A 26,699-nucleotide genomic window follows, 5' to 3' on the forward strand; every position below is an offset into this window, starting at 1 on the left:
TCTCTACTTTTTCTGGGTAAGGTCACCTCTTTAGGTGCTCCTTTTTTCTTTCTTATACACACAAAAATCATATAGAATTGTAAATACAGCTTTTTTATTCTGATGCTTTTCAATTCTATAGCTCTGGTTGTCTCTCTATTACTATTTTTCTACATTATCGTAAAAAAACTGAGCGAAAAGAAAGCAAACCTTGAGGGTAATTTATGTAAATTAGAGCAAGAACTTCAAGAAACAAAGCAAACTTTGCTTACGAAGAATGAAGAAATAGTTGATTTAAGGGTCAAAAAAGCAGAACTTGAAGTAACTCTGCAAAAAGAACGTGAGGAAAAGAAAAAGGAAATAGAATTACTAACAAAAGCAGAGGAGAGATTAACAAACACTTTTAAAGCGCTCTCTCTTGATGCTTTGCAAACAAATAACAATAATTTTCTGAACTTAGCAAAGGAAGTAATCGATAGTAAATTAAAAGAAACGGAAAGCGATTTCAAAAAAAGACAAGCAACGATCAACGAAGTTGTAACTCCAATAAAAGAAAAATTAGAAAAATTCGATAATGAAATACGTGAGCTAGAAAAGGAGAGGGTAGGGGCCTATGAAGGTTTAAAGGAGCAAATTGGAGCGCTGATGAACCAAACTTCCAACCTTGCTAATGCCCTGAGGAAACCTCACATTAGGGGCAAATGGGGTGAAATGCAACTCAAAAGAGTGGTAGAAATGGCAGGAATGATTGAGTATTGCGATTTTTTTACTCAGCCGTCAGTGATTGATAAAAACGAGGATAATTTATTGCGTCCTGATTTAATAATCAAAATGCCATCTGGAAAGCAAATAATAATAGATGCTAAAGTGCCGCTTGATTCTTACATGGATGCTATATCACAAAATGATTTGCAAATACAAAAGGAGAAATTAAAGAACCATTCCCTGGCAATAAAAAAACACATAAATGATTTGGGTAAAAAAGAGTATTGGAATCAATTTGAAAATACGCCAGAACTTGTGGTGCTTTTCTTAACAGGGGAGGGGGTTTTTAGCGCAGCACTGGAATATGAGCCTGCTTTGATAGAGATTGGAGTGGAAAAAAAAGTGATCATTGCAACACCGATCACTCTAATTGCGTTGCTGAGAGCAATAGCGTATGGATGGAAGCAAGAGATGATAGCTGAAAACGCAAAGAAAATCAGTGAACTAGGTCATATTTTATATGAGCGCATTTGCACAATGGGTGAAAACTTTGATAATTTGCGCAGGAGCTTAAAAAGTGCTGTTGATCATTATAATAAAACTGCTGGCTCTCTTGAAGCAAGGGTGTTTCCTGCTGCTCGAGAATTCAATAAGCTTGGTATACATGCAAAAAATAAAAGTTTAAGTGCTGCAAAGGAATTAGAGTCTTTACCACGCAGTTTACATACTGAGGAGCTGAAAGTAGATTAGGCATCTTAACAGGGAGTGTTAAATAAACCATACGCGTCAAGTTAAGGAATGTAGAGAGCTTAAAGTAGATACCCTGGTCTTCCTATATCTGTCTTTCAAAGAAAACTTTGACCAGATTATAGTAAGCTTTTTTAGAAAAATTTTTAAATTATTGACAATATTGTTTAATATCAAAAAGAGCTCTCTAACCCGCCTTTTCAATTCAATAAATGCCTTTGTTAAACTGAGCTCCGTGTTCTTTTTTAGTTTTACACAGCCAACCATTTCGTGAAATACGAGAATAGCACATAATTTTGCGTATAGCTCGCACAATACTCTAAATGGATTTGTCTTTCCTTTTAGTTTATCAAGATTGATATGACTTTTATATAGTTTAAATAGTAATTCGATTTGCCATCTTACTCTATAAACCGTCAATATTTGTTCAGCATTAATTTTACTCTCTGGAACATTAGTTATAAATATTGACCAATCTAATAACTTTTGATTCTTTTGAGAAGATGTATATCCATGTGACTTTGCTAATTTATTAGCCTTTCTTCTTCTAGCCATAGACTGTTCTTCAGTTAGCTTTTGACATATAATTCTTACCTTAATTTTTACTTCCTTTCCTAATAATACTTCTTTTTCTGAAGATAATTGACCTTCTAAATACTCCAATAGCTCTATTTTTTGATTTGTTTCTATATCATATATATTGGTATCAGACTTATAACGACTAACAAAATATGCACCTGCTTCATCAATCTGTTTAAAAGAACTAGGCACAAAGTAGCCCAAGTCAAATATTAGCAAATCATTGGCTGATAAACCGTTCAGATAATCCCTATAACCTTGATCCGACCTTATTCCTTCCATAAAATTTAACTTATCTAGCGCTTGATTCAGGTAATCAAAGACTAACTGTAGCTTTATTCCTGATTTAGTATTATTCTCACAATCTCTATAGCTACTGCCATATCCTTTGTACATATCTTCCATGCTACTGGGCAGGCTAATGTAGCTGCTATCCAATAATTTAACGCTTCCAAATTGCTGTAAAATTTTGCAATCAATCTGTAGACTTTTTTTAAATAAACACAAAGCTTCGTTATACATTTTTTTCATGAACTCAACTGCTTCTTCACTAAACCTAAAATCTAAACCCTGTTTTGTAATTTCTATCGAGTCTTCATTTAGCAATTGGCACATTGTTTCTATGCTGCAATCATCAACTCCTATGTTACCAAAAACCATAGCTTTTATGAATGATGAGCCATTAAGTTTTCTCTTTCTTTTTATAAAACCTACTGCAATTGATATTTCGTCTGCTTTTTCATTAAAGAATTCATTGAGGTCTTTTGATAAGCAAGCTATTCTGTCCATTGTAAGTTCTCTCATTCATATATCCAAGAGAATTTATACCTTATTATTTTCCTTCACTCTATCAACTTTACTTACACTTTTCCTTAACTTGACGCGTATGGTTCAAAAAAGTGTGTCAAACCAAAAAAAAAGTAATAAATTGATATAAAAAAAATGGAGGTTTGACAATGAGTCAGAAAGTAGTAAACAGAACTACCGGTTTGGTAGATTACAAAGAACTGGAAGCAAATATACTGTCATCAATAAGGGAAGGCAGACCATTAACAGGAAGGGATGGAGCATTTACACCATTTATAAAAAAGCTGCTGGAGGCAAGTTTGGAAGGTGAAATAGAAAATCACTTATTAGCTGAAAGTGAAGAGAGGGTTTGGTTGGAAGAAGTGGAGTAGCGAATGGATATACAAAACGCTGGGTCTATATTCAGACTACAGAATAAGGTATTACAAACCGAAAGCATCACCAGCACAATATGTTATAAACTTTGGTAAAGAATCTGCTAGGAAAGCGTAGTGCGGATGCTGCGTTTGACGAGGCGGGAGCTGGAAACGTTAACATGGGAATTTGGATTGAGGCCTATTGTGAAAACAATAGATCAGCCACCAAACCCTAAAGTAGGCGCGCCAGTTCTTGACCCTACATATTTTTTTGAAGGTTAAATCCAGCTTAGGGTCGAGAAACTTAGATAAAGCCATAGCCAAAGTGTTTAAAAATATTAATAATTATACACACAATTATTCAACCATATTTTTGAAGATAGCTATGCCGCCGCGGTATCTCTTAGCCGCTAACAAGTAGCGGGATGACGATTGTTGGTAAATCTAAGTCAGTTTAGCTATAGGCAGCAATTTTCTGTATTTATTTTAAATTGAAGGAAGCTCAAATGAAAGATCATGTTTTGCTAAAAATCACAGAATGCAGTCTAACAGTGAACGGTTACGCTTTTGATCAAAAATGTTATATAGTACACAATCAATTTTTCTGGATCCAAGTAGTCAAGGCACTGCCTTTGTGTTTGAGGCAAAATCGGCTATAACACTTAACATACTGCCTTTGCAAACAAATGTTCGTACAGTTATGTGTCAGCTACTTGCATGACGCCATTGCCTGAACGGGTACCAATGATTACCTATCAATCTCACCAAAAACTATATCGAGTGAGCCAATAATTGCTGCAACGTCAGCAAGCATGTGTCCTTTTGCCATAAAGTCTAAGGCTTGTAAATGCGCAAAGCCAGGTGCTCTTATTCGGCACCTATAAGGTCTATTGGTACCATCTGAAACTATATACACTCCAAACTCACCTTTTGGTGCCTCAACAACTGCGTAAGCCTCACCTTCTGGTACGTGATATCCTTCTGAATAGAGCTTAAAATGGTGAATCAGAGCTTCCATAGATTTTTTCATCTCTACTCTTGACGGTGGAGAAATTTTTCTATCTTCAGTTTTTATTTGCCCTTCAGGCATTTTCTCTATGCACTGCTTCACCAAACTGATAGATTGCCTAATCTCTGCCATTCTAACTAGATAACGGTCATAACAGTCGCCATTTTGGCCGATCGGTATATCAAAATCTAGTTGATCATATATCTCATATGGCTGGCTTTTTCGCAAATCCCAAGCAAGCCCAGCAGCGCGCAACATTGGGCCACTAAAGCCCCAATCAAGTGCCTGTTTAATTGATATTTCACTAATTCCTACAGTGCGTTGCTTCCATATCCTATTTTCTGTTAAAAGTTCATCAACATCGTCTATATATTTTGGAAATTGCTCTATAAACTTTGCAATATCCTCAATCAAATCTTCTGGAACATCTGCTGCAATTCCACCTGGCCTGATGTAAGCTGCGTGAAACCTTGCACCTGAAGCTCTTTCGTAAAATTCCAGTATTTTTTCTCTTTCTTCAAAGAGCCATAAAAGAGGGGTCATTGCTCCAACATCAAGTGCTTGAGAAGAAACGTTCAGTAAATGATTTAGTATTCTCGTCAGTTCACAAAACAAGACACGTAAATACTTTGCCCTAATTGGCACTTCACATTGCAACAATTTCTCCACACAAAGTGAATATGCATGCTCTTGTGACATTGGTGATACGTAATCAAGGCGATCAAAATAAGGCAAAGCTTGAAGATACGTTTTATGTTCTATTAATTTTTCAGTACCGCGGTGCAAAAGCCCAATATGGGGATCTGCCCTCTCGATCACTTCACCATCCATCTCTAAAACAAGACGCAACACTCCATGTGCAGCTGGGTGCTGAGGTCCAAAATTTAACATCATTGTCTTTAGATCGGGCATGTCCAGTAGTTTAAGATATTAAAATTGTATAGGCTAAAGTGCGCTCAAAGTCAATAAACTTCTTGCATAGGCTACAACTATCATTCAATAGAAACAAAAACTTTTACAATGGCTAATAAGTGTTGGTAAAACCAAGTCACTTTAGCTATAGAATGACAAAAAAGGTTTGCATTAGCCAAATTTTTAGTTGAAGTAGCATAAGAGGTTAAAGGAAAAGCTTTGTGTTAATGGATTCATTTCAGGTATAGTATAGATAATACCACAATACTTATAAAATGGATCATGTTGTTAATGCGTATAATAGACTTGACACTCCTATAGTCAGGGGAGAAGGGGCATATCTTTTTGATAAAGATGGTAAAAAATATTTAGATTTTGCTGCAGGTATTTCTACAACTTCTTTAGGGCATTGTCATCCATACATTACAGATAAGCTGAAAGAGCAATCGAGCTCATTATGGCACTGCTCTAACATTTTCACTATTCCCGAGCAAGAAAGGCTTGCCGAGCGTTTAACAACCCTGACTTTTGCAGATAAAGTTTTTTTCTGCTCAAGTGGGCTTGAAGCAACAGAAGCTGCAATTAAGTTTATTCGTCGTTACTTTTATTCAAAAGGGCAAGCAAAACGTAATCGTATTATTACAATTGAAGGAGGCTTTCATGGCCGCAGTATTGCTGCAATTTCTGCTGGAGGCAATGAAAAATCACGCGAAGGTTTTGCTCCGCTCCTTTCTGGTTTTGATAAAGTGCCAAGAAATGACATTAAAGCATTAGAAGAAAAAATCAACAATGAAATAGCTGCTGTATTTTTAGAGCCCATACAAAGCGAAGGTGGAGTATATCCACTAGACGTAGAATATCTTCAAAAAGTAAGGGAAATAACAAAAGCTCAAGGAATAATTTTGTGCTTTGATGAAGTGCAGTGCGGATATGGACGCATCGGTTCTTTATTTCATTATCAAAATGTCGGCATTGAACCTGATATGCTAACCTGTGCGAAGGCTATGGGTAACGGTTTTCCTGTAGCTGCATGTTTAGTGAAAGATTATATAGCAGAAGCAATTACTCCAGGAACTCATGGATCAACCTATGGTGGCAATCCACTTGCCATGACTGTTGGTAATGCAGTGCTCGATATAATGCTAAAAGAAGACTTTTTTGATCATGTTAAAAGAATTAGTAAATATTTAAAAGAAAAGCTGTTGCTTTTAGCTAAAGAATTTCCTGAGATGATTTTAGAAGTTCGTGGAGAAGGGTTACTAATGGGAATAGAACTAGCAACTCTTGTAGCTGATAAAATTATTAGTCGATCTCTTGATAAAGGTTTAATAATAACTAGGGTTTTAAACAACAAAGTAGTAAGGGTAACCCCACCACTTATCATTGAGGATGAGCATGTGAACGCAGCGTGTAATATGCTTTATGATTTGTTTTTTAAGATTAAAGGTATATAAAATTCGGCAATATAAATTCAGGCTTGCAAATGCCTCTCATAACATGTAAAATTAATTTTATTTTTTATCACAATAACATCGTACTTTAATGGATTGGTTATTGGTCTTAGTATCATCAGCAATTTTTGTTTTGTTAGTTTTATCGTTTTTGTTCTCAGGAGCAGAAATAGGCTTAACCTCAATTAGCCGTTCTCGAGTTAATAAGCTAAAGCTAGACGGTAACAAAAAAGCCAGGGTAATAGATCGCTTATTAAATAGGAAAGAATTGACAATAGGAACGGTATTGCTCGGCAATACAATTATTAATATTACTTGCTCTGCTTTATTTACAGCAATATTTATCAATCTTTTTGGAAATGAGGGCATTCTCCTATCAACAATTATAATGACATTTTGTATTTTATTGTTCTGCGAAGTTCTACCAAAAACTTATGCTATTCAAAATCCTGAAAAATTTGCATCATTTTCTGCTTATTTTGTATTGTTTTTTGTAAAGATTTTTTCTCCATTGACACTAGGTATTCAATTTATTGTTAACCTCATCCTAAAATTATGTGGGCTGCATAAAGATAAGGAAGTGATATCTGCAGCGGATGCAATGCGTAATATGATTACTCTTCACCGCAGTGAAGGAACTATGTTGCAACAGGATTTAGATATGCTAAGCAGCATACTTGATTTGGCTGAGACAGAGATATCACAAATTATGACCCATAGAAGAAACCTATTTTCTCTTGATATAGATCGGAATAAAGAAGAGTTAATAAGAGAGATTTTAACCAGCAGTCACAGTAGAGTACCTTTATGGCAGAAGGAACCAGATAACATTGTAGGTGTAATTCACGTGAAAGCTCTAATAAATGCTTTGCGTGAAAAGAATAATAAAGCGGAAGAAGTTGACATTACCCAAGTTATGTCAAGGCCTTGGTTCATACCAGAAAGTACACCGCTCAGCGTGCAACTTCACAACTTCCGTAAGAACAGGAAACACCTTGCATTTGTTATTGATGAGTATGGAGCACTGCAGGGAATTGTAACTCTTGAGGATATACTGGAAGAAATAGTTGGAGAAATTTCGGATGAACATGATTTGATTACGGAGAATTTTATAAAGAAAATATCTGATAATATGTATCACATAGAAGGAAAATCTACTATTAGGGACATTAACAGGCAGTTATACTGGAATCTCCCTGATGAAGAAGCTACAACTCTAGCAGGTATGATTGTGAATGAAATAGAGCGCATTCCTGACGAAGGCGAGGAGTTTTCCATGTATGGTTTTCGCTTTAAGATTTTAAAGAAAGATAAAAATATTATTACTGTTGTTGAAGTGCAAGTAAAAACTGGTAATATTAGTGGCAGCAATTAATTAGTGGAGTTTCATGGAAGATACAGTAAAAATAACGGCTGAAGAGTTGAAGGGTTACATAGAGAGAATCGAAAAACTTGAACAAGAAAAGAGGGATGTGCAAGATCACATTCGTGATGTATATGCAAAAGCCGCAGATGAAGGTTGGGATATAAAAGTGATGAAACAAATTATTAGGCTGAGGAAGATGGATGATGATGACAGAGAGGAACAAGAAATATTGCTTGATACCTATAAACGTGCATTGGGAATGAGCTACGAAGAAGAGTTAAGTGAATAGCAGAATTGTAATTGGAATAAGTGGAGCATCTGGTTCTATTTACGGTGTGCGTATTTTAGAAGCGTTGAAAGACGTCGATTATGAAACTCATTTAGTGATAAGTCGTGCTGGGAAAATAACTTTAGCTCACGAGATTAAAGAAAAACTTGAAGATATTACATCACTTGCAGATTTTTACTATTCTGAAGAAAAGATTGGAGAAAAAATAGCAAGCGGCTCATTTAAAACCTCAGGGATGATTGTAGCACCATGCTCTATGAAGACAATGTCTGAAATCGCATCAGGTGTTACTTCCAATCTATTGACAAGGGCTGCAGATGTAACGCTAAAAGAAAGAAGAAAGTTAGTTCTTATGGTGCGAGAGTCACCACTGCATCTTGGGCATTTACAAAATATGTTAAAATTAACGGAGATGGGAGCAATTATTGCTCCACCAGTGCCTGCTTTTTATATTAAACCGAAATCGTTGGATGATATTATTAATCATTCTGTTGGCAAAGTATTGGATTTATTTGATATCAAATTACCCGACTTTAAGGAGTGGCAAGGAAGTGACAATTATTATTGATGGTAAAAAAATAGCAAACGACCTATGTGAGAGGCTATCACAAAAAATTGATATTTTAAAGAGAGAGTATAACATTTTTCCTTGCCTGAAAGTAATTCTCGTGGGCAGCAATCCAGCAAGTCAGGTTTATGTTCGCAACAAACAGAAAAAAGCAGAATCAATAGGCATAAGTTCTGAGACCATTGTTTTGCCTGATAATATTTCAGAAGATGAATTAATTGAAAAAATCAATGAATTAAATGAAGATCCATCTGTGCATGGCATTTTAGTGCAATTGCCTTTACCAAATCATATTAGTGCAAGCAGAGTAATTAACACAGTAAGTGTTGAAAAAGATGTAGATGGCTTTCATGATGAAAACGTTGGCAAATTAGTTAAAGGTGAAAAAAACTGCCTTATACCTTGCACTCCTAAAGGTTCTTTGCATTTAATTAAGTCAATTGAAGAGAACCTTTCCGGTAAAAACGCAGTGGTAATTGGTAGGTCAAATATCGTGGGCAAGCCAATGTTTTACCTGCTATTGCAAGAAAACTGCACTGTCACCATCTTGCATTCACAAAGCAAGGATTTAGCTGAATATTGCTCTAAAGCGGATATAGTAGTTGCAGCAGTCGGAAAGCCAAATTTTGTTCAAGCAGACTGGATAAAGAAAGGTGCAATAGTGATCGATGTTGGCATAAATAGCGTTAACGTAGGAAAGCTTGTAGGTGATGTTGACTTTGAAGGAATAAAAGGGAAAGCCAAAGCTATGACCCCAGTACCCGGGGGCGTTGGCCCAATGACCATTGCATTTCTAATGATGAACACTGTTATTGCTGCTTGCTTGCAAAAGGGAGTTGATGCTTCTGATTTCATTAGTTGAGGTATGAAGAGGAAAGCTATATGAAGATAGAATGTACCATATCACAATTAATAAAAAATTGAGATTTTTGAAATTCCTCAGTAGTCAAATTTATTAAATATTTAGGATCATCATCTATTCTTTTTTCTCTACAAGTATAGCTAAAGTGGCTTAGGTTTACCTACAATTTGAAAAACAACAAATTCGTCATTCCGCTACTCGTTAGCGGAATCTATGCTGAGATACCGCGGCGATATGACGTAGGGAAACCTTTCTTGGGTTAGCTATAGTTAGTGGAATTGCAAAGTTTCTAGGCATAAAAAGCTTTGAACCTAATATATGAGCCAAACTTGATTTTCCAACCGTAGATACACCTGTAATAAAAATAATAGTCTTCATTTTGTGAATTTACTTGCTATATGAACTATCGGAGAAATTTTTTTATAGTTTATAGTATCTGACCTTACCCAGAAAAAGTGGAGAGAAAGTTTGGAATGTTTTTCACAAAGAGAATGATGAATCAAAATGCTCAGGAATGCAATAGTTAATAGTGACGTTGTTTGTTATAAAAAATTTCTATATATTCAAATATAGCAGTTTTGATATGCTGTTTAGAGTGCCGAGAGGTGTCTATTGGTAACTCCCTTTTTAGAGAACTGAAGAAGCTTTCCACAACAGAATTGTCGTAACAACAACCTTTATAACTCATCTATGTTTTTTATGGATAAGAGATATTGATAACCTTGCGAAGTATATTGTGAACCTTGATCACTATGTAATAGTAGATTTTTGGCAGGTTTACGCTTGTTAACGGCCATTAATAAAGAGTCCATAACCAATTGTTTATTTATTGAACTGCTCATTAACTACCATGCGTGAATATAGATCGATTATTGTTGCCAAATATAGCCATCCTTCTTTGGTTTTTATATAAGTAATCCCATACTTTATTTGGTTGATCGACAATAAAGTTTTGGTCTAATATATTGGGAGCTACTGTCCGTTTGTTGTTTCTTAATTTTAAATTTTCTTCTCAATATAGCCTGAATACCATTTTTCTGCATAATACTTTGCACTGTTTTTAAGTTGCAACTTTTACCCAAAGCCTTCAATTCAGCATGAATTTTAGGAGTTCCATATCTACATTTAGAAACTTGATATATTTTTTGAATAGCTGCGAGTAGCTCTTTATTTGCTGATTCTCTACTGCTTATTTTTCTTGTGGTCCACTTATAGTAGCCACTAGCAGAAAATCCTACATAATTCCTGTACTTTATAGCAGTTACTATATAAAAAAATATTTTACTCTTTTTGACTGGCCAGGGCTTTTTTTTAAATGTCTCTTTCCCTTGTTACTCTTGCTTTGTAAATCAAACCTCTCTTTGTCGTAAGGAGCCATGTTACCTCTACCTGGAAATGCATTTGCCGCTGACTTTTTTTCGTTATATTTCTTCATCCATTTTCCTAATACACTATCCCTTATTCCTAGATCTCTTGCTACTTTTGCAACTGGTTGACCTACCTTTCTTTGTTCATTTGCCAGCTTAACAGCTTCCAATTTGAATTCTGCCGTATATTCTCTTACCATTTCTAATCCTCCAAAATTTTATTTTACCCGAAAAAACTCCTTTCTTTCTCTCCACTTTTTCTGGGTAAGGTCAATATACCAGTGCCGAAAATAGTTGACAAAGATTGTGTATACTTATTACAATTGTTTGGGTACCAGAAGTTTTTACGGCAACAAAGTATGCACTAACTATAAGTAAGGAAGACTTTAAGCAGGCAATAAAAAAAATGAAGTAACGTTTAAAAGAGATTGAAGGAGAGAAGAAAAAGGTAAAAGGGAATACGGCAGAAAATGAATCTTATTACAAATAGCATAAAGGGCTTTTATTCTAGTGTTAAATCGGACCTAGATTGGCAAGCCAAACGTAGTCTTATTAGAACATTAGTAAAAGAAGTCAACATTGATCTTGATAAAGTAGATGTAGTATTTAAGATCAAAGAACTTGAAAACCCCGCCCAGAATGGACAAAATCAAAAGATGGTACATTGTCTAAGGGGTCTGGGCACTGGGATGACATCTTTTTTCTTGGTACAAATTACTCTTATGTCTCAATATTTGTACAGTTGTGTTATCGGCTGTTTGATGTTTACAACGCAGGAAGTTCATACGGTTGTAAGTCAAGCGGTAGGATGACAAGATTTTGCAAGGGTATTTTTTTTATAGGAGATTAATATGGAAATTTTTCTTGATAGCGTTGATTTAAATGAAATTAAAGGACTAAAGGAGTTCATTGACGGCATAACAACTAATCCTTCTTTAATAGCAAAGTCCGGGCGTAAAGATAAATACGAGGATTTAGTGCGTGAAATATGCTCTATTATAAAAGGGCCTGTTAGTGTTGAAGTTGTTGCAGATAGCCATGAAGAGATGATCACAGAAGGTCTGAATTTAGCAAAAATTGCTGATAATGTTGTGATCAAATTACCTCTTACACATGAAGGATTAATTTCTTGTAAAAAGTTATGGACAGAGCATAAAATACCTGTTAACATCACATTATGTTTTTCTCCTGGACAAGCACTGCTTGCCGCTAAGGTCGGTGCTTGTTTTATTTCCCCCTTTGTTGGTCGCCTTGATGATATAAGCTATGATGGCTTATCGCTAATAGAAGATATATGTACTATATATTCTAATTACGGTTTTGATACTAAAGTTCTTGTTGCATCAGTGAGAAGCCCAGCGCATGTAATAGAAGCTGCAAGGCTTGGTGCTGATTCAATTACTGTGCCAGCAAAAGTACTTAGACAATTAATTAATCACCCACTTACTGACCAAGGACTAGCAATATTTGAAAAAGACTGGGGTGTAAAATAATAAACGGTTACAAATGAACATAAAAATTGGCGTATCCGTTCAGGCAATGGCGTCAACTTAAGAGCCTTCATTAGCAAACTCTCCTAAAGACATGATGGCGTTTGCTACCTTATTGCGGCTACCCTGGTCGAATTTTAACTTTATAGCTAACCCAAGAAAGGTTTCCCTACATCATACCGCCGAGGCGCTAACGAGTAGCGGAATGACGAATTTGTTGTTTTTCAAATTGTAGGTAAACCTAAAGCTATAGAAAAAAAGAAGAACCAGTTTCTTAGTTTTTCATTGACATAATCCACTCCATATGCCATAATAAAATTTTATATCTTGGAGAAGGAAATGACATTAAGGTTAATACTACAAGAAGTCAACAGTAGTCCAGATCTGAGTAAGGAAAATTTAATTGATAGAATTAAAGATAAGCTGCAGCAGGAAAATCAACTTATATATGATGAGTGGAAAAAAAACGAATTTGATATAAATTACACGTTTATAGTGCTCAAGTGCAATTTATTACTTATAGCAGCTGAAAATGGCTATGAAAAAGTAGTAAGATACTTAACAAAAAACGGAGCTAATGTTAATGTACAAGATGAATGGGAAAAAACCTCCTTACATTATTCTGCTCAGCATGGGCATGCACAAGTAGTAGAAGTTTTGCTAGAAGAAGGAGCAGACGTTAATGCACAAAATGAAGATAAAGGGACTCCTTTGCATTATGCTGCTTATAGTGGTCATATAGAAGTAGTAAAACATCTTATAAAAAAAGAGGCAGATGTTAATGTAGTGGACAGATATGGAAGAAGTCCTTTACATTATGCTGCTGAGAATGGATACACACAAGTAGTAGAAGTTTTGCTAGAAGAGGGAGCAGACGTTAATGCACAAGATAAAGACGGAAGAACTCCTTTATATTATGCTGTTTATTACACTCATGGTGAACATCCAAGACTAAATTATCAACATCCAAAAGTAGCGAAACTTCTGCTAAATTATGGTGCAGACCATCATTTATTCATAGACCTAAAGCTATAACAGCAGGAATTACTGTAGGTATATTAGCTGCCATTGTTGCTCCATTAGCACTCATTTATGCTACTGCATTACCTGCACTAGCAATAGTTGTAATTACTGTGGCATCTGCACTGATCGTTGGTGGAATTTCCTATGGGGTTGCATATAAGTCATCAGAGCATTCATTAAACCATACGCGTCAAGTTAAGAGATTGTGAGCAAATTTAGAGAGGTTAAAGTGGATACTCTAGCCCTTCTACGTTTGTCTTTTAATGAAAATCGCGACCAAGTTATAGTGAGTTTTTTAAGAAATGCTTTTAAACTATTAATTTTGGTTAATACTAAAAATAACTCTCTAACCCGCCTTTTTAGCTCAATAAATGCCTTTGTTAAGCTAAGTTCTGTATTCTTTTTCACTTCTGTGCAACCAACTATGCCGTGAAATATAAGAATTGCGCACAATTTAGCATATAGTTCACATAATACTCTGCATGGCTTTCCTTTTAGCTTATCAAGCCTGATATGGCTTTTATACAATTTAAATAATAACTCAATTTGCCACCTTACTCTGTAAATCGTTAATACTTGCTCAGCACTAATTTTATTTTCTGGAACATTAGTTATAAATATTGACCAGTTCAACAATTTTTGATTTCTTTTAGAGGATGTATATCCCTGCGATCTTGCTAATCTATTAGCTTTCCTTCTTCTGGCCATAGACTGTTCTTCAGTTAGTTTCTGACATATAATTCTTACTCTAATTTTTGCTTCTTTTCCTAACAATACCTCGTTTTCTAAAAATAACTTATCCTCTAAACATTCTAATAACTCCATTTTTTGATTTGTTTCTACATCATATATGTTGGTATCGGATTTATAACGACTTATGAAATAAGCTCCTATTTCATTGATTTGTTTAAAAGAACTTGGCACAAAATAACCGAGATCAGATATTAGCAAATCATTGCTTAATATATTACTTAAATGTTTCCTATATCCCTGGTCTGATCTTACCCCCTCCGTTAAATTAAGTTGGTCTATTATCTGATTCATGTAGTCGAAAACTAATTGTAACTTTATTCCAGACTTAGTATTGCTTTCATAGCCACTGTAGCTAGTACCATAACCTTTATACATCTCTTCCATACTGTTAGGTAGAGTAATATAGCTACTGTCCAATAATTTAACACTATTAAATTGCTGTAAGATTTTGCAATCAACTTGCAAGATATTTTTAAAGAGAATCACAGATTCATTATACATCCTTTTCATAAATTCCACTGCTTCTTCAGTAAATCTAAAATCCAAACCTTGTTTTGTTATATCTATCGAGTCCTCGTTTAGTAATTGACACATTGTTTCTACGCTACAATTATCAACTCCTATATTACCCAAGACCATGGCTTTTACGAATGATGAACCTTTTAGCTTTCTCTTTCTTTTTATAAACCTTGTTGTAATTGAGATTTTCTCTGCTTTTTCATTAAAAAATTCTTTGAGCTTTTTTGATAAGCAAGTTATTTTATTCATTGGTTCTCTCACTAAAAGTATATCTGGGAGAACTTATACCTTATTATTCTATCTCTTTCATACCTTTATTTCCTTAACTTGACGCGTATGATTCATTAAACAGTAAGCTAAGTGAGGTTAGCTGCAGTAATGTTGATGGAAATAAACAAACTGTACAACCATAATTATTAATTCACCACAGTAACCGCGCCGTGGCAGTGTTTGTACTTCTTTCCAGAATTACAAGGGCACTTGTCGTTTCTTGAGACTTTGGGAAGTCTGCTATTTCTAGCAGAATGTAACCTATTGCCTATCTCTTGGTTATCTGCCAACTTAAAGTGCGCTAGGCGGTGAATGGTGAGTTCCTTCCATTTTTCAAGCATTGACTCAAACATCAAGAAAGCTTCGCGTTTAAATTCATTCAGTGGATCTTTCTGCCCCATGGCACGTAGGCTTATGCTTTGTCTTAGGCTCTCTAGAACTGAAAGGTGTTCCCTCCATAAATGATCAAGTGTCATTATCATCATTTGCTTCACGATCGTATTCCACAAATCTGTAGTGTGCTGACTGTTGAAATATTTTTCTTTCTCAGTAAAAAATTCTTGTATCTTATCATTTATATAATCCAAAGCTTCTTGTTTGTTTAAAAACTTTGCTAAATCTTCTTTATCAAGCGTTATTCCATACCTTGTATGGAATTCTTTGACTATATCTTCAATATAATCCTCATAATAGCCACTTTGGACTATACCTTCTATTACGCTCTCATTTACTTCGCTATATACTTCAAGTAAATCATTAATTTCGTTGCCTAAGATATTGTTTCTCTGCTTAAAAATAACTTTACGTTGGTTATTGATTACGTCATCAAACTTAAGTAGAGATTTCCGCACGTCATAGTTTCTAGCTTCAACTTTCTTTTGCGCTTTCTCAAGTGCCTTATTGATCCATGGATGATGAATAGCTTCGTTATTCTTTAACCCTACTTTTTGTAAAAAGCTTCTCATTCTATCAGAACCAAATATTCTCATTAGGTCATCTTCGAGCGATAAAAAGAACTTAGAAAGTCCAGGATCACCCTGACGGCCAGAACGGCCACGTAATTGATCATCTATTCTCCTGCTTTCATGTCTTTCGGTTCCAACCACACATAAACCACCAGCTTTTATAGCAATTTCCTTATCTTTTTTTACTCTTTCAACTATTTCTTGATATTTTTTTTCTCTTTCATCAGCATTTTTTATCTTCTTTAGCTCCACCTTTGCGATCATTTCAGCATTTCCACCAAGCTGAATATCAGTTCCACGTCCTGCCATGTTAGTTGCTATAGTGACACTACCTGGCACCCCAGCTTGCGCTATTATGTACGCCTCTTGTTCATGATAACGAGCATTCAATACTGAATGCTTAAGAGAATGGCTTTGCAAAAGCGCAGAAAGCTTCTCAGAGTTTTCGATGCTCACCGTGCCAACAAGGACCGGTTGAAGGCGTTTGTGGCATTCTTCTATAAACTTCAATACAGCATTAAATTTTTCCTTTTCTGTACCGTAAATTTCATCATCAATATCAACTCTTTTTACAGATACATTGGTTGGAATTTTTACTACATTTAATCTGTATATATCACGAAACTCTTCTGCCTCTGTTGCTGCTGTTCCAGTCATTCCGGAAAGTTTATTGTACATACGAAAGTAATTCTGAAATGTGACCGATGCTAAAGTTTGGTTTTCATGCTGAATTTCAAGATTCTCCTTCGCTTCAAGTGCCTGATGAAGACCATCGGAATATCTCCTGCCCTCCATCATACGCCCAGTAAATTCATCAATAATCACTACCTTTCCATCTTTCACTATATAATCTTTATCAGCAGTGAACAGCTTATGTGCACGTAATGCTTGGTCCATATAATGAGTCATTATCATGCTGTCAGTATCATAGAGCGAGGAATTTTCAGGAATGAGATTGTATGATCTTAGTAGTTCCTCCACTCGTGAAATACCATCTTCAGTCAAGAATACCGTTCTACCTTTTTCATCTACTTCATAATCAGAGTCAACTAATTTGGTTACTATTTTATTGATATGCTTATATATCTGATTGTTTTCCTCAACCGGGCCAGAAATAATAAGCGGAGTGCGAGCTTCATCAATGAGTATTGAGTCCACTTCATCAACTATTCCGTAGTGAAAGCCTCTCTGAACCATGTCTTCTTGAGAAAATTTCATATTGTCTCGCAGGTAATCAAAGGCAAGCTCGTTATTTGTGGAATACACGATATCTGCACTGTAAGCCTCTTTCCTCTCTTCGTCTGTCAAGTTATTCGTAATAAACGCAACAGAAACCCCAAGAGAATTATATAATTTGCTCATCCACTCTGTGTCTCGTTTTGCAAGGTAGTCATTAACAGTTACGACGTGTACGCCTTTCCCTTCTAAGGAATTTAGATATGCTGCTAAAGTTGCAACGAGTGTCTTTCCCTCTCCTGTTTTCATTTCTGATATCATACCATTGTGGAGCACCATTCCACCAATCAGTTGAACATCAAAGTGCCTCATGTTAAGAAACCTTCGAGAGGCTTCACGCACAACTGCAAATGCAGGTACGAGAAGATCATTTAACGTTTTCCCATTTTTCAATTCTTGTTTGAATTCTTCAGTTTTACCAGCAAGCTCCTCATCAGATAAACTCTCCATTTCTGTTTCTAATGCATTTATTTGCTGAACAATTTTCCTAAAGGATTTTATTATCTTCTTGTTTGTGGAACCAAATATCTTTCTTATAAAAAAGAATGACAACGTAAAAATGAAAAATATAAGAATGGCTGTCAAAATTAGCGGAGAATCTAGCATAAACTTAAGTAACGTCTTATTTAATATGAGATTATATTACTAAATGCAGCCTACAGCAATTACATATTAGATTCGGGGAATCCTTATTCATATACTAAGGTAATAAACAAAGGAACACTTCCAACCCTGTTCTTGCACTTACTATTACCCACAAATAAAAACATAGTATTGTATTTACTCAAATAATTTAATTTTATTAACCTGAAAGCTTATTAGATTAAAATTATTAAACTAAGAGTTATAATTTTAGCAACTAAAAGCTGTAAATTGCACCATATAAACAGTTATTTCAAGCAAAAGTTATGCCATTAAGAGCTATGCAACAAACATTTATATTTGTGGGTAATAGTAAGGTTCTTGCAGGGACTGTTATTGAAATATTAAAGAATCTGTTGCATTATCTTAGGCACTTGGTGACTTTAATTTTTTATAGAAAGAAGTTATTCGTAGGTTTAGTAGGGTATGAATGTAGAAAATAAACAGTCTGAAATACTTAGTAATCGTATATTTAAGAAGAGAGATGGCACATCAACAGGTGATCATGGTTGCAAGTATGAAGTAAAATTATTAATGCTGTATCTACTTTATGGGTTAAGTAGTAAAATTGACTTTTGGTTAGCATCAAACATAGAAGGTTTTGGAGCCTTTGATGATATTTTTTTAAGTATAAAGATCAGAAGAACAAATCGAGAATTATCTTGGTTCAAGCTAAACACCGTAACGACCCTAGTTCATCAGCGAATATTACTTTTGAAGATTTGTTTATTGATGGAAACAATAGAAAGCGACAGAAAGAGGATTTCTGGTTAAACAAATATTTTGAATCTCATCCTGAGATTAAGCAAAACCCTGAGTATAAGAACAGTGATATTACACTTGTCATTCATGCTAATGTTAATGTGAACTTAAAAAAAGGTACAGAAAAGCAAGGCAAAGTGGAAACATTAGAGGAGTATCTGGAAGAGTCAAAGTTAACAGATGATAACATTTTAAGTATTTATGAAGGTCACAGAGGAACGTGCTACAAAATAAAAAATCATATTGAACTGAAAAAATACTTCAGTTGCGGCAGTGAAGATGAAATAGAAGATTTTTTACTTAGAATAAGGTTTGTAGTTAATCAACCTAATCATTCAAAATTAGATGATATTATTAAGAAAGAAATAGGGAGTATATACAAAATATCAGGCAAGAAAAACATTGACATGGTTTTTGACTTTGCACGCGGGAAGGTAGAAAAATGGTGGGAACAACAGGGTAGCGAAGTTTCTTATCTAACAAGAAAAGACAATTATTTTAAGGAAGCCATAGAACATCTTTATAGTCTCAAACTTAAGGAAGATCTACCTGAATTTTGGCAAGTCCCTCTTCGAAATTATAACTTTGTCGGCAGAGAAGCGCTGCTAGATAAAATAGAAGAATGCCTGAAAGCTAATGATACAGCAACACTAGTTGCTTGTCATGGAATAGGTGGAATAGGTAAAACACAATTAGCATTAGAATTTATTTGGAGTAAGCTCCAAAAATATAGATGGATAATTTGGCTTGATACACGAGATAGAAATACTTTAATTAACGAGTACATCAAGTTAGGACGTGGACTAAACGTTATTCATGGTTACAGAGAAAACGTTCGTGAAGAAGATCACGCCAAGCATGTTAAGTATTGGCTAGAACACCCTGAACGTGCTGGGTGGCTACTGATATGCGATAACGCTCCTAACTACAAAGATATAGCAGATTTACTTCCTATAGAAGGAGGAAAGATATTATTAACTTCTCGTTATACATTTGGCTGGCCACAACCACAGAACACTATTTCTGTTGATGTTTTTGAACCTGGAGAATCAAGGAGCTACATTTGTAAGATACTAGAAGTGGAAGGAACAAAGCTAGATATAATTCAAGTGGATGCATTAGCAAAGACATTAGGTCATTTACCTTTAGCTTTAGCCCAAGCAAGCGCTTATATAAAGAAAACAGGTATAAATATTTCAGACTATTTGAAATTATATAACGATAGAAAACGAGCTTTATTATCTGATGAAACATTGCTTGAAACATTTCCAGCCGACGCTAATAGAGAGACTGCAGCAATAGTGTATGTTACATGGGACATCACAGTAGAAGCAATAAAAAAAGAATCCTTATTGGCAGCTAACTGGCTTACTGCTTGTGCTTACTTAGATGGTAGTCCTATTCCTCAATCTTTACTAGAAATCTTTGCTGATAATCAAGAAAATAATCCTTCCTTAGAAACTTTCCATGAAGCGTTTGGAATATTAATAAGTTACTCCATGTTAACTACCAAAAAAGATCATAGTATGTTAATACACAGCTTGGTTCAAGAAGTTATAAGGCTAAAGTCAGAGAAAAGTGGAAAAACTAAAGAAGACATAAAGACTGTTTTTCAACTATTACAAAAGGGTTTTCCTTACCACAGTGATAAACTAGAAGATTATGCTAAGAAACGACAATTATTACCACATTTAGAAGCATTTTTATCACACATGGATAATTTGCTAGAAAAAAATTCTTCAGAAAAGTAAACAATAGAAAAGGATTATCTTTTAGATTTGTTAATGTGGATTAATGATGGATACTCTGATTTAGGTAACCCTAAAAGACAAAAGGAGTTGATCGAATGGATTTTACCTATTCTTCAGAGGCATTTTATCCCTGATTATGAAATTGCTACACTGCTGGTAAGTCTTGGTATTGCTTATAATGCTTTAGACAATCCTCGGAACGCAAAAGAGTTGTTTGAATGGGCTTTACCTATTCTTGAGAAATATTATGGTTCTGATTGTCCTAAAGTTGCTGTTGCACTGACAAACCTTGGTAACGCTTATGAGGATTCGGGTAATCCTCATAAAGCAAAAAAGTTGTTTGAATGGGCTTTACCTATTTTTGAGAAACATTATGGCTCTGATCATCCTAAAGTTGCTGTCATACTGACAAACCTTGGCCACGCTTATGAGAATTTAGATAATCCCCGGAGAGCAAAAAAGTTGTTTGAGCAAGCTTTAGCAATTCAAGAGAAACATTATGGACTTGATCATTTCGAAGTTGCTAAACTACGGGCAAACCTCGGTCTTGTTTGTTATGCTTTGGGTGATCTTCAGAAAGCAAAGGAGCTGTCTGAACGGGCTTTACCTATTTTTGAGAAACATTACGGTCCTGACCATCTTGAATTTGCTAAACTGTTGTCAAACTTAGGTGTCATTTATGGGGGTCTAGGTTATCATAAGAAAAGAAAGAGGTTACTTGAACGGGCTTTAGCAATCAAAAGGAAACATTACAGGTCTGACCATTTCGAAGTTGCTATACTGCTGGTAAATCTTGGTATTGCTCATAATGCTTTAGGTAGTTCTCAGAAAGCAAGAGAGTTGCTTGAACGTGCTTTACCTATTTTTGAAAAACACTATGGCCCTGATCACCCGGAAGTTGCTAAACTACTGGTAACCCTTGGCATTACTTATGGCATTTTAGGTAAACATAAGAAAAATCAAGAGTTGCTTAAACGGGCTTTACCTGTTTTTAAGAAACATTATGGCCCTGATCATCCAGAAATTGCTATTATACTAATAAGCCTCGGCATCTCTCATGGGGACTTAGGTGACCACGAGAAACAAAAGGAGCTGTTTGAACAGGCCTTGCCTATTCTTGAAAAACATTATGGCCCTGATCACCCGGAAGTTGCTACCATACGCGTCAAGTTAAGGAAATAAAGGTATGAAAGAGATAGAATAATAAGGTATAAGTTCTCCCAGATATACTTTTAGTGAGAGAACCAATGAATAAAATAACTTGCTTATCAAAAAAGCTCAAAGAATTTTTTAATGAAAAAGCAGAGAAAATCTCAATTACAACAAGGTTTATAAAAAGAAAGAGAAAGCTAAAAGGTTCATCATTCGTAAAAGCCATGGTCTTGGGTAATATAGGAGTTGATAATTGTAGCGTAGAAACAATGTGTCAATTACTAAACGAGGACTCGATAGATATAACAAAACAAGGTTTGGATTTTAGATTTACTGAAGAAGCAGTGGAATTTATGAAAAGGATGTATAATGAATCTGTGATTCTCTTTAAAAATATCTTGCAAGTTGATTGCAAAATCTTACAGCAATTTAATAGTGTTAAATTATTGGACAGTAGCTATATTACTCTACCTAACAGTATGGAAGAGATGTATAAAGGTTATGGTACTAGCTACAGTGGCTATGAAAGCAATACTAAGTCTGGAATAAAGTTACAATTAGTTTTCGACTACATGAATCAGATAATAGACCAACTTAATTTAACGGAGGGGGTAAGATCAGACCAGGGATATAGGAAACATTTAAGTAATATATTAAGCAATGATTTGCTAATATCTGATCTCGGTTATTTTGTGCCAAGTTCTTTTAAACAAATCAATGAAATAGGAGCTTATTTCATAAGTCGTTATAAATCCGATACCAACATATATGATGTAGAAACAAATCAAAAAATGGAGTTATTAGAATGTTTAGAGGATAAGTTATTTTTAGAAAACGAGGTATTGTTAGGAAAAGAAGCAAAAATTAGAGTAAGAATTATATGTCAGAAACTAACTGAAGAACAGTCTATGGCCAGAAGAAGGAAAGCTAATAGATTAGCAAGATCGCAGGGATATACATCCTCTAAAAGAAATCAAAAATTGTTGAACTGGTCAATATTTATAACTAATGTTCCAGAAAATAAAATTAGTGCTGAGCAAGTATTAACGATTTACAGAGTAAGGTGGCAAATTGAGTTATTATTTAAATTGTATAAAAGCCATATCAGGCTTGATAAGCTAAAAGGAAAGCCATGCAGAGTATTATGTGAACTATATGCTAAATTGTGCGCAATTCTTATATTTCACGGCATAGTTGGTTGCACAGAAGTGAAAAAGAATACAGAACTTAGCTTAACAAAGGCATTTATTGAGCTAAAAAGGCGGGTTAGAGAGTTATTTTTAGTATTAACCAAAATTAATAGTTTAAAAGCATTTCTTAAAAAACTCACTATAACTTGGTCGCGATTTTCATTAAAAGACAAACGTAGAAGGGCTAGAGTATCCACTTTAACCTTTCTAAATTTGCTCACAATCTCTTAACTTGACGCGTATGATTCGTACAACTGTGGGAAACATCTATGGATGCCATTCCTATTACCTTATTTCCATTTTTATTTCATTTTCAAAGGAGGCTATTATGTCACTTACCGATATCGCTCACCGTATCAATGAACTCGCTTCATCTTAAATTAATAAATGATCGCAAACTAAAAGAAATTGAAAGCAAAGGGCGTGCTGATTCTGCAACAATTGAGCAGCTATGCAAGGTAAATAATGCCATTGATAGTTGCAAAGAGCGTTTAGACTTGATCGAAACTGCAGCTCAACGCCCAGAAGTAAATACAGATTTTAGCACAAGCGATAAATATTTTTCTGATTATATCCGCAAGGGAATGGAAAGCGGTTTATCACACAAAACCCTCAGTGGAGATGACAGTGATATCGGGGGGTATCTAGTTACTCCGCATATTGTAAAACGCATAAACAAGCGCGTAACTGATTCGTCCCCAATGCGACAAATATGCTCCAGTCAAAGAATCTCTACTGAAACATTGGATTACATTATAGAAGATTTTGACCGCGCCGGTGCAGGTTGGAGCAGTGAAACAGTAGATGATGAGGACGGTGGCAATAAGTCTAAGTATGATTTTGCAAAAGATACGGACACGCCCAAAATCCAAAAGATTTCCGTCACAACTTACGAGTTATATGCTCAACCATAAATATCACAAAAGTTACTCGATGATGCGTTTGTCGATGTTGAGAGTTGGCTGGTGGAAAAGATTGCCGAGACTTTTAGTAAGGAAGAAAGCGAAGCCTTCATTAAGGGTGAGGGCACTTTTCAACCAAAAGGAATTTTAGCTTATGAAAATGGAAACAGTTATAATAAAATAGAGCAAGTTAAAACTGAAAAATTAGATAGTGATTCAATAATGATGTTGTATTACTCTCTGGACGAATATTATTCCAAAAATGCGTCATTTTTGATGAATAGGAGTACGTTGAAGGATATCAGGCTGCTAAAATCTCAAACAGGTCAGTATCTCTGGCAGCCAAGTCTGTCGCTTGAAGCTCCAGATACTTTAATGGGAATACCAGTATATCAATCTGCCGATATGCCACCAGCGCCAAACAATCAGCTACCAGTAATTGCGATGGCAGATTTCAAACAAGCTTATAAGATTGTAGATAACAGAGGAATGAGAATATTAAGAGACCCTTATACGAATAAACCTTATGTGAGGTTTTTTGTCACTAAGCGTGTCGGCGGAGAGGTTGTAAACACCAGTGCTATTAAATTGTTGAAAGTTGCGAGCAAGTACTAAAAACTTCCGCAGCATCATCTTTATAGCTGATCAAAGCAACACGTCATACCGCGATTCATTCCATAACTGTACGAACATTGTGATTTTGGCCCATCAGGAGGGTGTCATCCCAGTGCTTGACACATATAGCTAAACTGACTTAGATTTACCGACAGTTTGAAAAACAAAAATTCGTCATTCCGCTACTTGTTAGCGGAATCTATGCTGAGATATCGCGGCGGTATGACGTAGGAAAACCTTTCTTGGGTTAGCTATAGTTTGCTATATTATGTGATTTTATTTTTAGCGTTGCTTCTTATATTATGTAATTTATTTTCCATAATATACATTATGTAATTTTCGATGCTAAGATCTGTTATAGCTCTCAGTATGATATGAGTGATTCTCTTTTAATAATTATTTTTTAAATAGTTTGTTGGTTCATCAATTTCTTTAGGATTGATATCTACAATTATTTTTCCGTTTTTTAACAGAATAATCCGATCTGATATTTTTGTTAAAAAATCCAAATTGTGAGAAGCGATAATCATAGTAATACCCATATCTCTAACTGATTGTAATAGTTCCACAACGTCGACTATTGTTGCTACATCTAAACCAGACGTTGGCTCATCGCATAATAGAATCCTTGGATTCATCATTAAGCTTCTGGCAAGCGCAACCCGCTGTTTTTGCCCACCGGATAGATTACTAGGGTAATCATTTTTTTTAGAGGCAATACCCAAAGACTCAAGTAGTGAATCACTTTGATCCTGAGTTTTGTTTTTAAGTTTGGGAGCATATGTAAGATTTTCCCAGACAGTCATATGTGGGAAAAGTTGAAAATCCTGAAATACAAAACCAGTACTATCATTGCATTCAATGCTACCAGAATCTAAAACTTCGAGTTTTTGTATACAACGTAACAATGTTGATTTACCACTACCAGAAGGACCAGCAAGACCAACTATAGATTGTTCTATAATCAGGTTAATATTATTAAGTACTGGAATATTATTAAATAATTTACAAACATTATGCATTTTTATCATATATACCTTTCTGTTCAATCTTTTTGCCTATATATTCAATTAGTAATACAAGAGCGTAATAATAAGCCCCAGCAAGACAAAGTGGTATAAAATAAGTAAATTGTTCTGCTGCAAGCATTTGCGCAGAGCGCATAATATCAACACCACCAATAGTAGAGATTAATGCCGTTTCTTTAAGGAGTGCAATGATCTCATTTATCATTGCAGGAAGAATATTTTTAATAACTTGTGGTAATATAATATCTCTCCACATATAGAAACTAGGTATTTGTAAAGTTTTAGCTGCTTCAAACTGGTTTTTTGATATAGTTTCAATACCAGCTCGTAAAATCTCAGCAATATAAGCACAGCTATTTAGACCAAATGCTATAATGCCAGCACTAAATATGTTTAATTTAATTCCTGCAATGGTTGGAGTCATAAAATAAACAACACTTAACTGTAATATAAGGGGGGTGCCACGTATTACAGATATAATTCCATTAATTAATGGAATACAGATCTTATTATATCTGAGTACTGAAAATAACCCTCCTAGACTCATACCTAAAAGCAGTCCTCCAATCAATAATTTTAAAGTAAAGGCAAGGCCTGTTCCAACAAACAAGAAATTAGAAATTAATTCTTGCATCAGTTATCTCCTAGCCATTTTTCTGCTATCTTTTGTATTACACCTTTACTTTCTAAACTTTTTAACGCCTCGTTTATTTTATCCTTTAAATCAGATCCTTTATTCACAGCAATAGAATAACCATTATCTGACTTAGCGATGGCTGACCATGATAGACCAGGATTTTTTTTGCTAAATACTTTACCTTGGAATTCATCAATTAGGACGCTATCAACATGACCAGACTTTAATGTTTCTACAGCTTGATTATTATTGTCTATAGCAATAATTTGAGCTGTTGTAGGAACATGCTCTTTTAGCCAAATTTCCATGACAGTTCCTAGTTGAACGGCTATCTTCTTGTGAGTTAAGTTGTTTATACCGGCTATGGGTTTATTTTTGTGATATAGAATACCAAATTCCCCTGTATAATAACTATTTGAAAAATCAAAATTTTTTTCACGCTCTTCTGTGCTACCAATAGTAGATATAGCAGCATCTACAGAATTACTTTGCAATGCTGCAAATATAGTACTAAACTGCATATCTTTAAATATCGCTTCTTTACCTAACTCTTTTGCTACTAATTGAGCAAGCTCAATGTCAAAGCCAGTAAATTTACCATTTTCATAATATTCAAAAGGTGGATAATCTGCAGAAATTGCAAATCTAATGATATTATCGTGTTTATCTTCCTTGCATCCTGTTAATAGAATACTTATCGCTATAATAGCATTTAAAATGTATTTTTTCATATTACTAATTTATATTCATATTTTATTCATCTTGTG

20 protein-coding genes and 3 pseudogenes are annotated in these 26,699 nt (G+C 34.9%); 15 read left to right on the forward strand and 8 right to left on the reverse strand.

The window, feature by feature from the left end; all coding sequences use genetic code 11:
* Window positions 1-102 precede the first annotated feature (102 nt).
* Entirely contained in the window at window positions 103-1,434 is a 1,332-nt protein-coding gene (locus OPR50_RS04700; protein ID WP_151807714.1) for a DNA recombination protein RmuC, read from the forward strand.
* A gap of 36 nt (window positions 1,435-1,470) precedes the next feature.
* On the opposite strand, the gene OPR50_RS04705 is transcribed toward OPR50_RS04700, so the two are convergent.
* The gene (locus OPR50_RS04705) at window positions 1,471-2,799 is read right to left on the reverse strand and encodes an IS4-like element ISWosp9 family transposase (protein ID WP_155969615.1); all 1,329 of its coding nucleotides are present in this window, start codon (window positions 2,797-2,799) and stop codon (window positions 1,471-1,473) included.
* Window positions 2,800-2,966: 167 nt separating this feature from the next.
* Between OPR50_RS04705 and OPR50_RS04710 the strand changes: the two are divergent.
* Window positions 2,967-3,161: pseudogene (locus OPR50_RS04710) on the forward strand (IS256 family transposase); the annotation flags it as partial.
* Between the two features lie 589 nt (window positions 3,162-3,750).
* Window positions 3,751-3,894 (forward strand): hypothetical protein, encoded by a 144-nt coding sequence (locus tag OPR50_RS04715; RefSeq protein ID WP_153296793.1) that lies wholly within the window; start codon window positions 3,751-3,753, stop codon window positions 3,892-3,894.
* 27 nt (window positions 3,895-3,921) lie between these two features.
* On the opposite strand, the gene OPR50_RS04720 is transcribed toward OPR50_RS04715, so the two are convergent.
* Complete coding sequence (locus OPR50_RS04720) at window positions 3,922-5,094, reverse strand: NADH-quinone oxidoreductase subunit D (RefSeq protein ID WP_264339441.1); 1,173 nt, start codon at window positions 5,092-5,094, stop codon at window positions 3,922-3,924.
* A gap of 275 nt (window positions 5,095-5,369) precedes the next feature.
* On the opposite strand from OPR50_RS04720, the gene OPR50_RS04725 reads away from it, so the two are divergent.
* The 5 genes from OPR50_RS04725 to folD all read left to right on the forward strand — a co-directional run bounded on the left by OPR50_RS04725 (window position 5,370) and on the right by folD (window position 9,630).
* Window positions 5,370-6,548: an aspartate aminotransferase family protein gene (locus OPR50_RS04725; RefSeq protein ID WP_155968466.1), complete on the forward strand. Its 1,179-nt coding sequence runs from the start codon at window positions 5,370-5,372 to the stop codon at window positions 6,546-6,548.
* Window positions 6,549-6,636: 88 nt separating this feature from the next.
* Window positions 6,637-7,920 (forward strand): HlyC/CorC family transporter, encoded by a 1,284-nt coding sequence (locus OPR50_RS04730; protein WP_007549013.1) that lies wholly within the window; start codon window positions 6,637-6,639, stop codon window positions 7,918-7,920.
* A gap of 13 nt (window positions 7,921-7,933) precedes the next feature.
* A complete protein-coding gene (locus OPR50_RS04735; RefSeq protein ID WP_010082293.1) occupies window positions 7,934-8,200 on the forward strand; it encodes a DUF2312 domain-containing protein in 267 nt (88 codons plus the stop codon).
* The gene (locus OPR50_RS04740) at window positions 8,193-8,768 is read left to right on the forward strand and encodes a UbiX family flavin prenyltransferase (RefSeq protein ID WP_006280027.1); all 576 of its coding nucleotides are present in this window, start codon (window positions 8,193-8,195) and stop codon (window positions 8,766-8,768) included. The genes OPR50_RS04735 and OPR50_RS04740 overlap by 8 nt, the downstream gene beginning before the upstream one ends.
* Window positions 8,752-9,630: a bifunctional methylenetetrahydrofolate dehydrogenase/methenyltetrahydrofolate cyclohydrolase FolD gene (gene folD / locus OPR50_RS04745; RefSeq protein ID WP_155968464.1), complete on the forward strand. Its 879-nt coding sequence runs from the start codon at window positions 8,752-8,754 to the stop codon at window positions 9,628-9,630. The genes OPR50_RS04740 and folD overlap by 17 nt, the downstream gene beginning before the upstream one ends.
* 480 nt (window positions 9,631-10,110) lie before the next feature.
* On the opposite strand, the pseudogene OPR50_RS08845 reads toward folD, so the two are convergent.
* Window positions 10,111-11,197: pseudogene (locus tag OPR50_RS08845) on the reverse strand (IS3 family transposase).
* Window positions 11,198-11,848: 651 nt separating this feature from the next.
* On the opposite strand from OPR50_RS08845, the gene fsa reads away from it, so the two are divergent.
* A complete protein-coding gene (gene fsa, locus OPR50_RS04760; RefSeq protein WP_007552982.1) occupies window positions 11,849-12,490 on the forward strand; it encodes a fructose-6-phosphate aldolase in 642 nt (213 codons plus the stop codon).
* Window positions 12,491-12,826: 336 nt separating this feature from the next.
* Window positions 12,827-13,522, forward strand: coding sequence for an ankyrin repeat domain-containing protein (locus OPR50_RS04765; protein ID WP_265023861.1), 696 nt, complete (start codon window positions 12,827-12,829; stop codon window positions 13,520-13,522).
* A gap of 183 nt (window positions 13,523-13,705) precedes the next feature.
* Here the strand turns inward: OPR50_RS04765 and OPR50_RS04770 are convergent, their stop codons facing one another.
* Together OPR50_RS04770 and secA are read right to left on the reverse strand one after the other, a co-directional pair.
* Window positions 13,706-15,031 carry an IS4 family transposase gene (locus OPR50_RS04770; protein WP_264339118.1) on the reverse strand — a complete coding sequence of 442 codons (1,326 nt, stop codon included), beginning with the start codon at window positions 15,029-15,031 and terminating at the stop codon, window positions 13,706-13,708.
* 167 nt (window positions 15,032-15,198) lie between these two features.
* Window positions 15,199-17,859, reverse strand: a complete 2,661-nt coding sequence (secA, locus tag OPR50_RS04775) for a preprotein translocase subunit SecA (RefSeq protein WP_265023862.1) — start codon at window positions 17,857-17,859, stop codon at window positions 15,199-15,201.
* A 462-nt stretch (window positions 17,860-18,321) separates the two neighbouring features.
* Between secA and OPR50_RS04780 the strand changes: the two genes are divergently transcribed.
* The 5 genes and pseudogenes from OPR50_RS04780 (at window position 18,322) to OPR50_RS04800 (ending at window position 24,267) form a co-directional block, all read left to right on the forward strand.
* Window positions 18,322-18,669, forward strand: a complete 348-nt coding sequence (locus tag OPR50_RS04780) for a hypothetical protein (protein ID WP_264339438.1) — start codon at window positions 18,322-18,324, stop codon at window positions 18,667-18,669.
* Window positions 18,618-20,408: a hypothetical protein gene (locus OPR50_RS04785; protein ID WP_265023863.1), complete on the forward strand. Its 1,791-nt coding sequence runs from the start codon at window positions 18,618-18,620 to the stop codon at window positions 20,406-20,408. The genes OPR50_RS04780 and OPR50_RS04785 overlap by 52 nt, the downstream gene beginning before the upstream one ends.
* A gap of 33 nt (window positions 20,409-20,441) precedes the next feature.
* On the forward strand, window positions 20,442-21,590 hold the full coding sequence (locus OPR50_RS04790; RefSeq protein WP_265023864.1) for a tetratricopeptide repeat protein: 1,149 nt from the start codon (window positions 20,442-20,444) through the stop codon (window positions 21,588-21,590).
* Window positions 21,591-21,655: 65 nt separating this feature from the next.
* The gene (locus tag OPR50_RS04795) at window positions 21,656-22,981 is read left to right on the forward strand and encodes an IS4 family transposase (protein WP_265023865.1); all 1,326 of its coding nucleotides are present in this window, start codon (window positions 21,656-21,658) and stop codon (window positions 22,979-22,981) included.
* Window positions 22,982-23,109: 128 nt separating this feature from the next.
* Window positions 23,110-24,267, forward strand: a pseudogene (locus OPR50_RS04800) (phage major capsid protein).
* A gap of 389 nt (window positions 24,268-24,656) precedes the next feature.
* Here the strand turns inward: OPR50_RS04800 and OPR50_RS04805 are convergent.
* Genes OPR50_RS04805 through OPR50_RS04815 form a run of 3 tightly spaced genes read right to left on the reverse strand, consistent with a single transcriptional unit; the run spans window position 24,657 to window position 26,663 of the window.
* Window positions 24,657-25,298 (reverse strand): amino acid ABC transporter ATP-binding protein, encoded by a 642-nt coding sequence (locus OPR50_RS04805; RefSeq protein ID WP_077188144.1) that lies wholly within the window; start codon window positions 25,296-25,298, stop codon window positions 24,657-24,659.
* On the reverse strand, window positions 25,282-25,929 hold the full coding sequence (locus OPR50_RS04810; protein WP_007548901.1) for an amino acid ABC transporter permease: 648 nt from the start codon (window positions 25,927-25,929) through the stop codon (window positions 25,282-25,284). Before OPR50_RS04810 ends, OPR50_RS04805 begins: the two co-directional genes overlap by 17 nt.
* A complete protein-coding gene (locus tag OPR50_RS04815) occupies window positions 25,929-26,663 on the reverse strand; it encodes a substrate-binding periplasmic protein (protein WP_077188142.1) in 735 nt (244 codons plus the stop codon). The genes OPR50_RS04810 and OPR50_RS04815 overlap by 1 nt, the downstream gene beginning before the upstream one ends.
* Between the last annotated feature and the right edge of the window lie 36 nt (window positions 26,664-26,699).

The sequence above is a fragment of the Wolbachia endosymbiont (group A) of Epagoge grotiana genome (genome assembly GCF_947251775.1).
GTDB classification, from domain to species: domain Bacteria; phylum Pseudomonadota; class Alphaproteobacteria; order Rickettsiales; family Anaplasmataceae; genus Wolbachia; species Wolbachia pipientis.

Coding starts and splice junctions, on each gene's coding strand:
- OPR50_RS04765 (WP_265023861.1), top strand. CDS start 12,827: ATGACATTAAGGTTAATACTACAAGAAGTCAACAGTAGTCCAGATCTG.
- OPR50_RS04810 (WP_007548901.1), bottom strand. CDS start 25,929: ATGCAAGAATTAATTTCTAATTTCTTGTTTGTTGGAACAGGCCTTGCC.
- secA (WP_265023862.1), bottom strand. CDS start 17,859: ATGCTAGATTCTCCGCTAATTTTGACAGCCATTCTTATATTTTTCATT.
- OPR50_RS04805 (WP_077188144.1), bottom strand. CDS start 25,298: ATGATAAAAATGCATAATGTTTGTAAATTATTTAATAATATTCCAGTA.
- OPR50_RS04700 (WP_151807714.1), top strand. CDS start 103: ATGCTTTTCAATTCTATAGCTCTGGTTGTCTCTCTATTACTATTTTTC.
- fsa (WP_007552982.1), top strand. CDS start 11,849: ATGGAAATTTTTCTTGATAGCGTTGATTTAAATGAAATTAAAGGACTA.
- OPR50_RS04735 (WP_010082293.1), top strand. CDS start 7,934: ATGGAAGATACAGTAAAAATAACGGCTGAAGAGTTGAAGGGTTACATA.
- OPR50_RS04715 (WP_153296793.1), top strand. CDS start 3,751: ATGTTATATAGTACACAATCAATTTTTCTGGATCCAAGTAGTCAAGGC.
- OPR50_RS04705 (WP_155969615.1), bottom strand. CDS start 2,799: ATGGACAGAATAGCTTGCTTATCAAAAGACCTCAATGAATTCTTTAAT.
- OPR50_RS04815 (WP_077188142.1), bottom strand. CDS start 26,663: ATGAAAAAATACATTTTAAATGCTATTATAGCGATAAGTATTCTATTA.
- OPR50_RS04770 (WP_264339118.1), bottom strand. CDS start 15,031: ATGAATAAAATAACTTGCTTATCAAAAAAGCTCAAAGAATTTTTTAAT.
- OPR50_RS04780 (WP_264339438.1), top strand. CDS start 18,322: ATGAATGTAGAAAATAAACAGTCTGAAATACTTAGTAATCGTATATTT.
- OPR50_RS04795 (WP_265023865.1), top strand. CDS start 21,656: ATGAATAAAATAACTTGCTTATCAAAAAAGCTCAAAGAATTTTTTAAT.
- OPR50_RS04725 (WP_155968466.1), top strand. CDS start 5,370: ATGGATCATGTTGTTAATGCGTATAATAGACTTGACACTCCTATAGTC.
- OPR50_RS04720 (WP_264339441.1), bottom strand. CDS start 5,094: ATGCCCGATCTAAAGACAATGATGTTAAATTTTGGACCTCAGCACCCA.
- OPR50_RS04790 (WP_265023864.1), top strand. CDS start 20,442: ATGTGGATTAATGATGGATACTCTGATTTAGGTAACCCTAAAAGACAA.
- OPR50_RS04730 (WP_007549013.1), top strand. CDS start 6,637: ATGGATTGGTTATTGGTCTTAGTATCATCAGCAATTTTTGTTTTGTTA.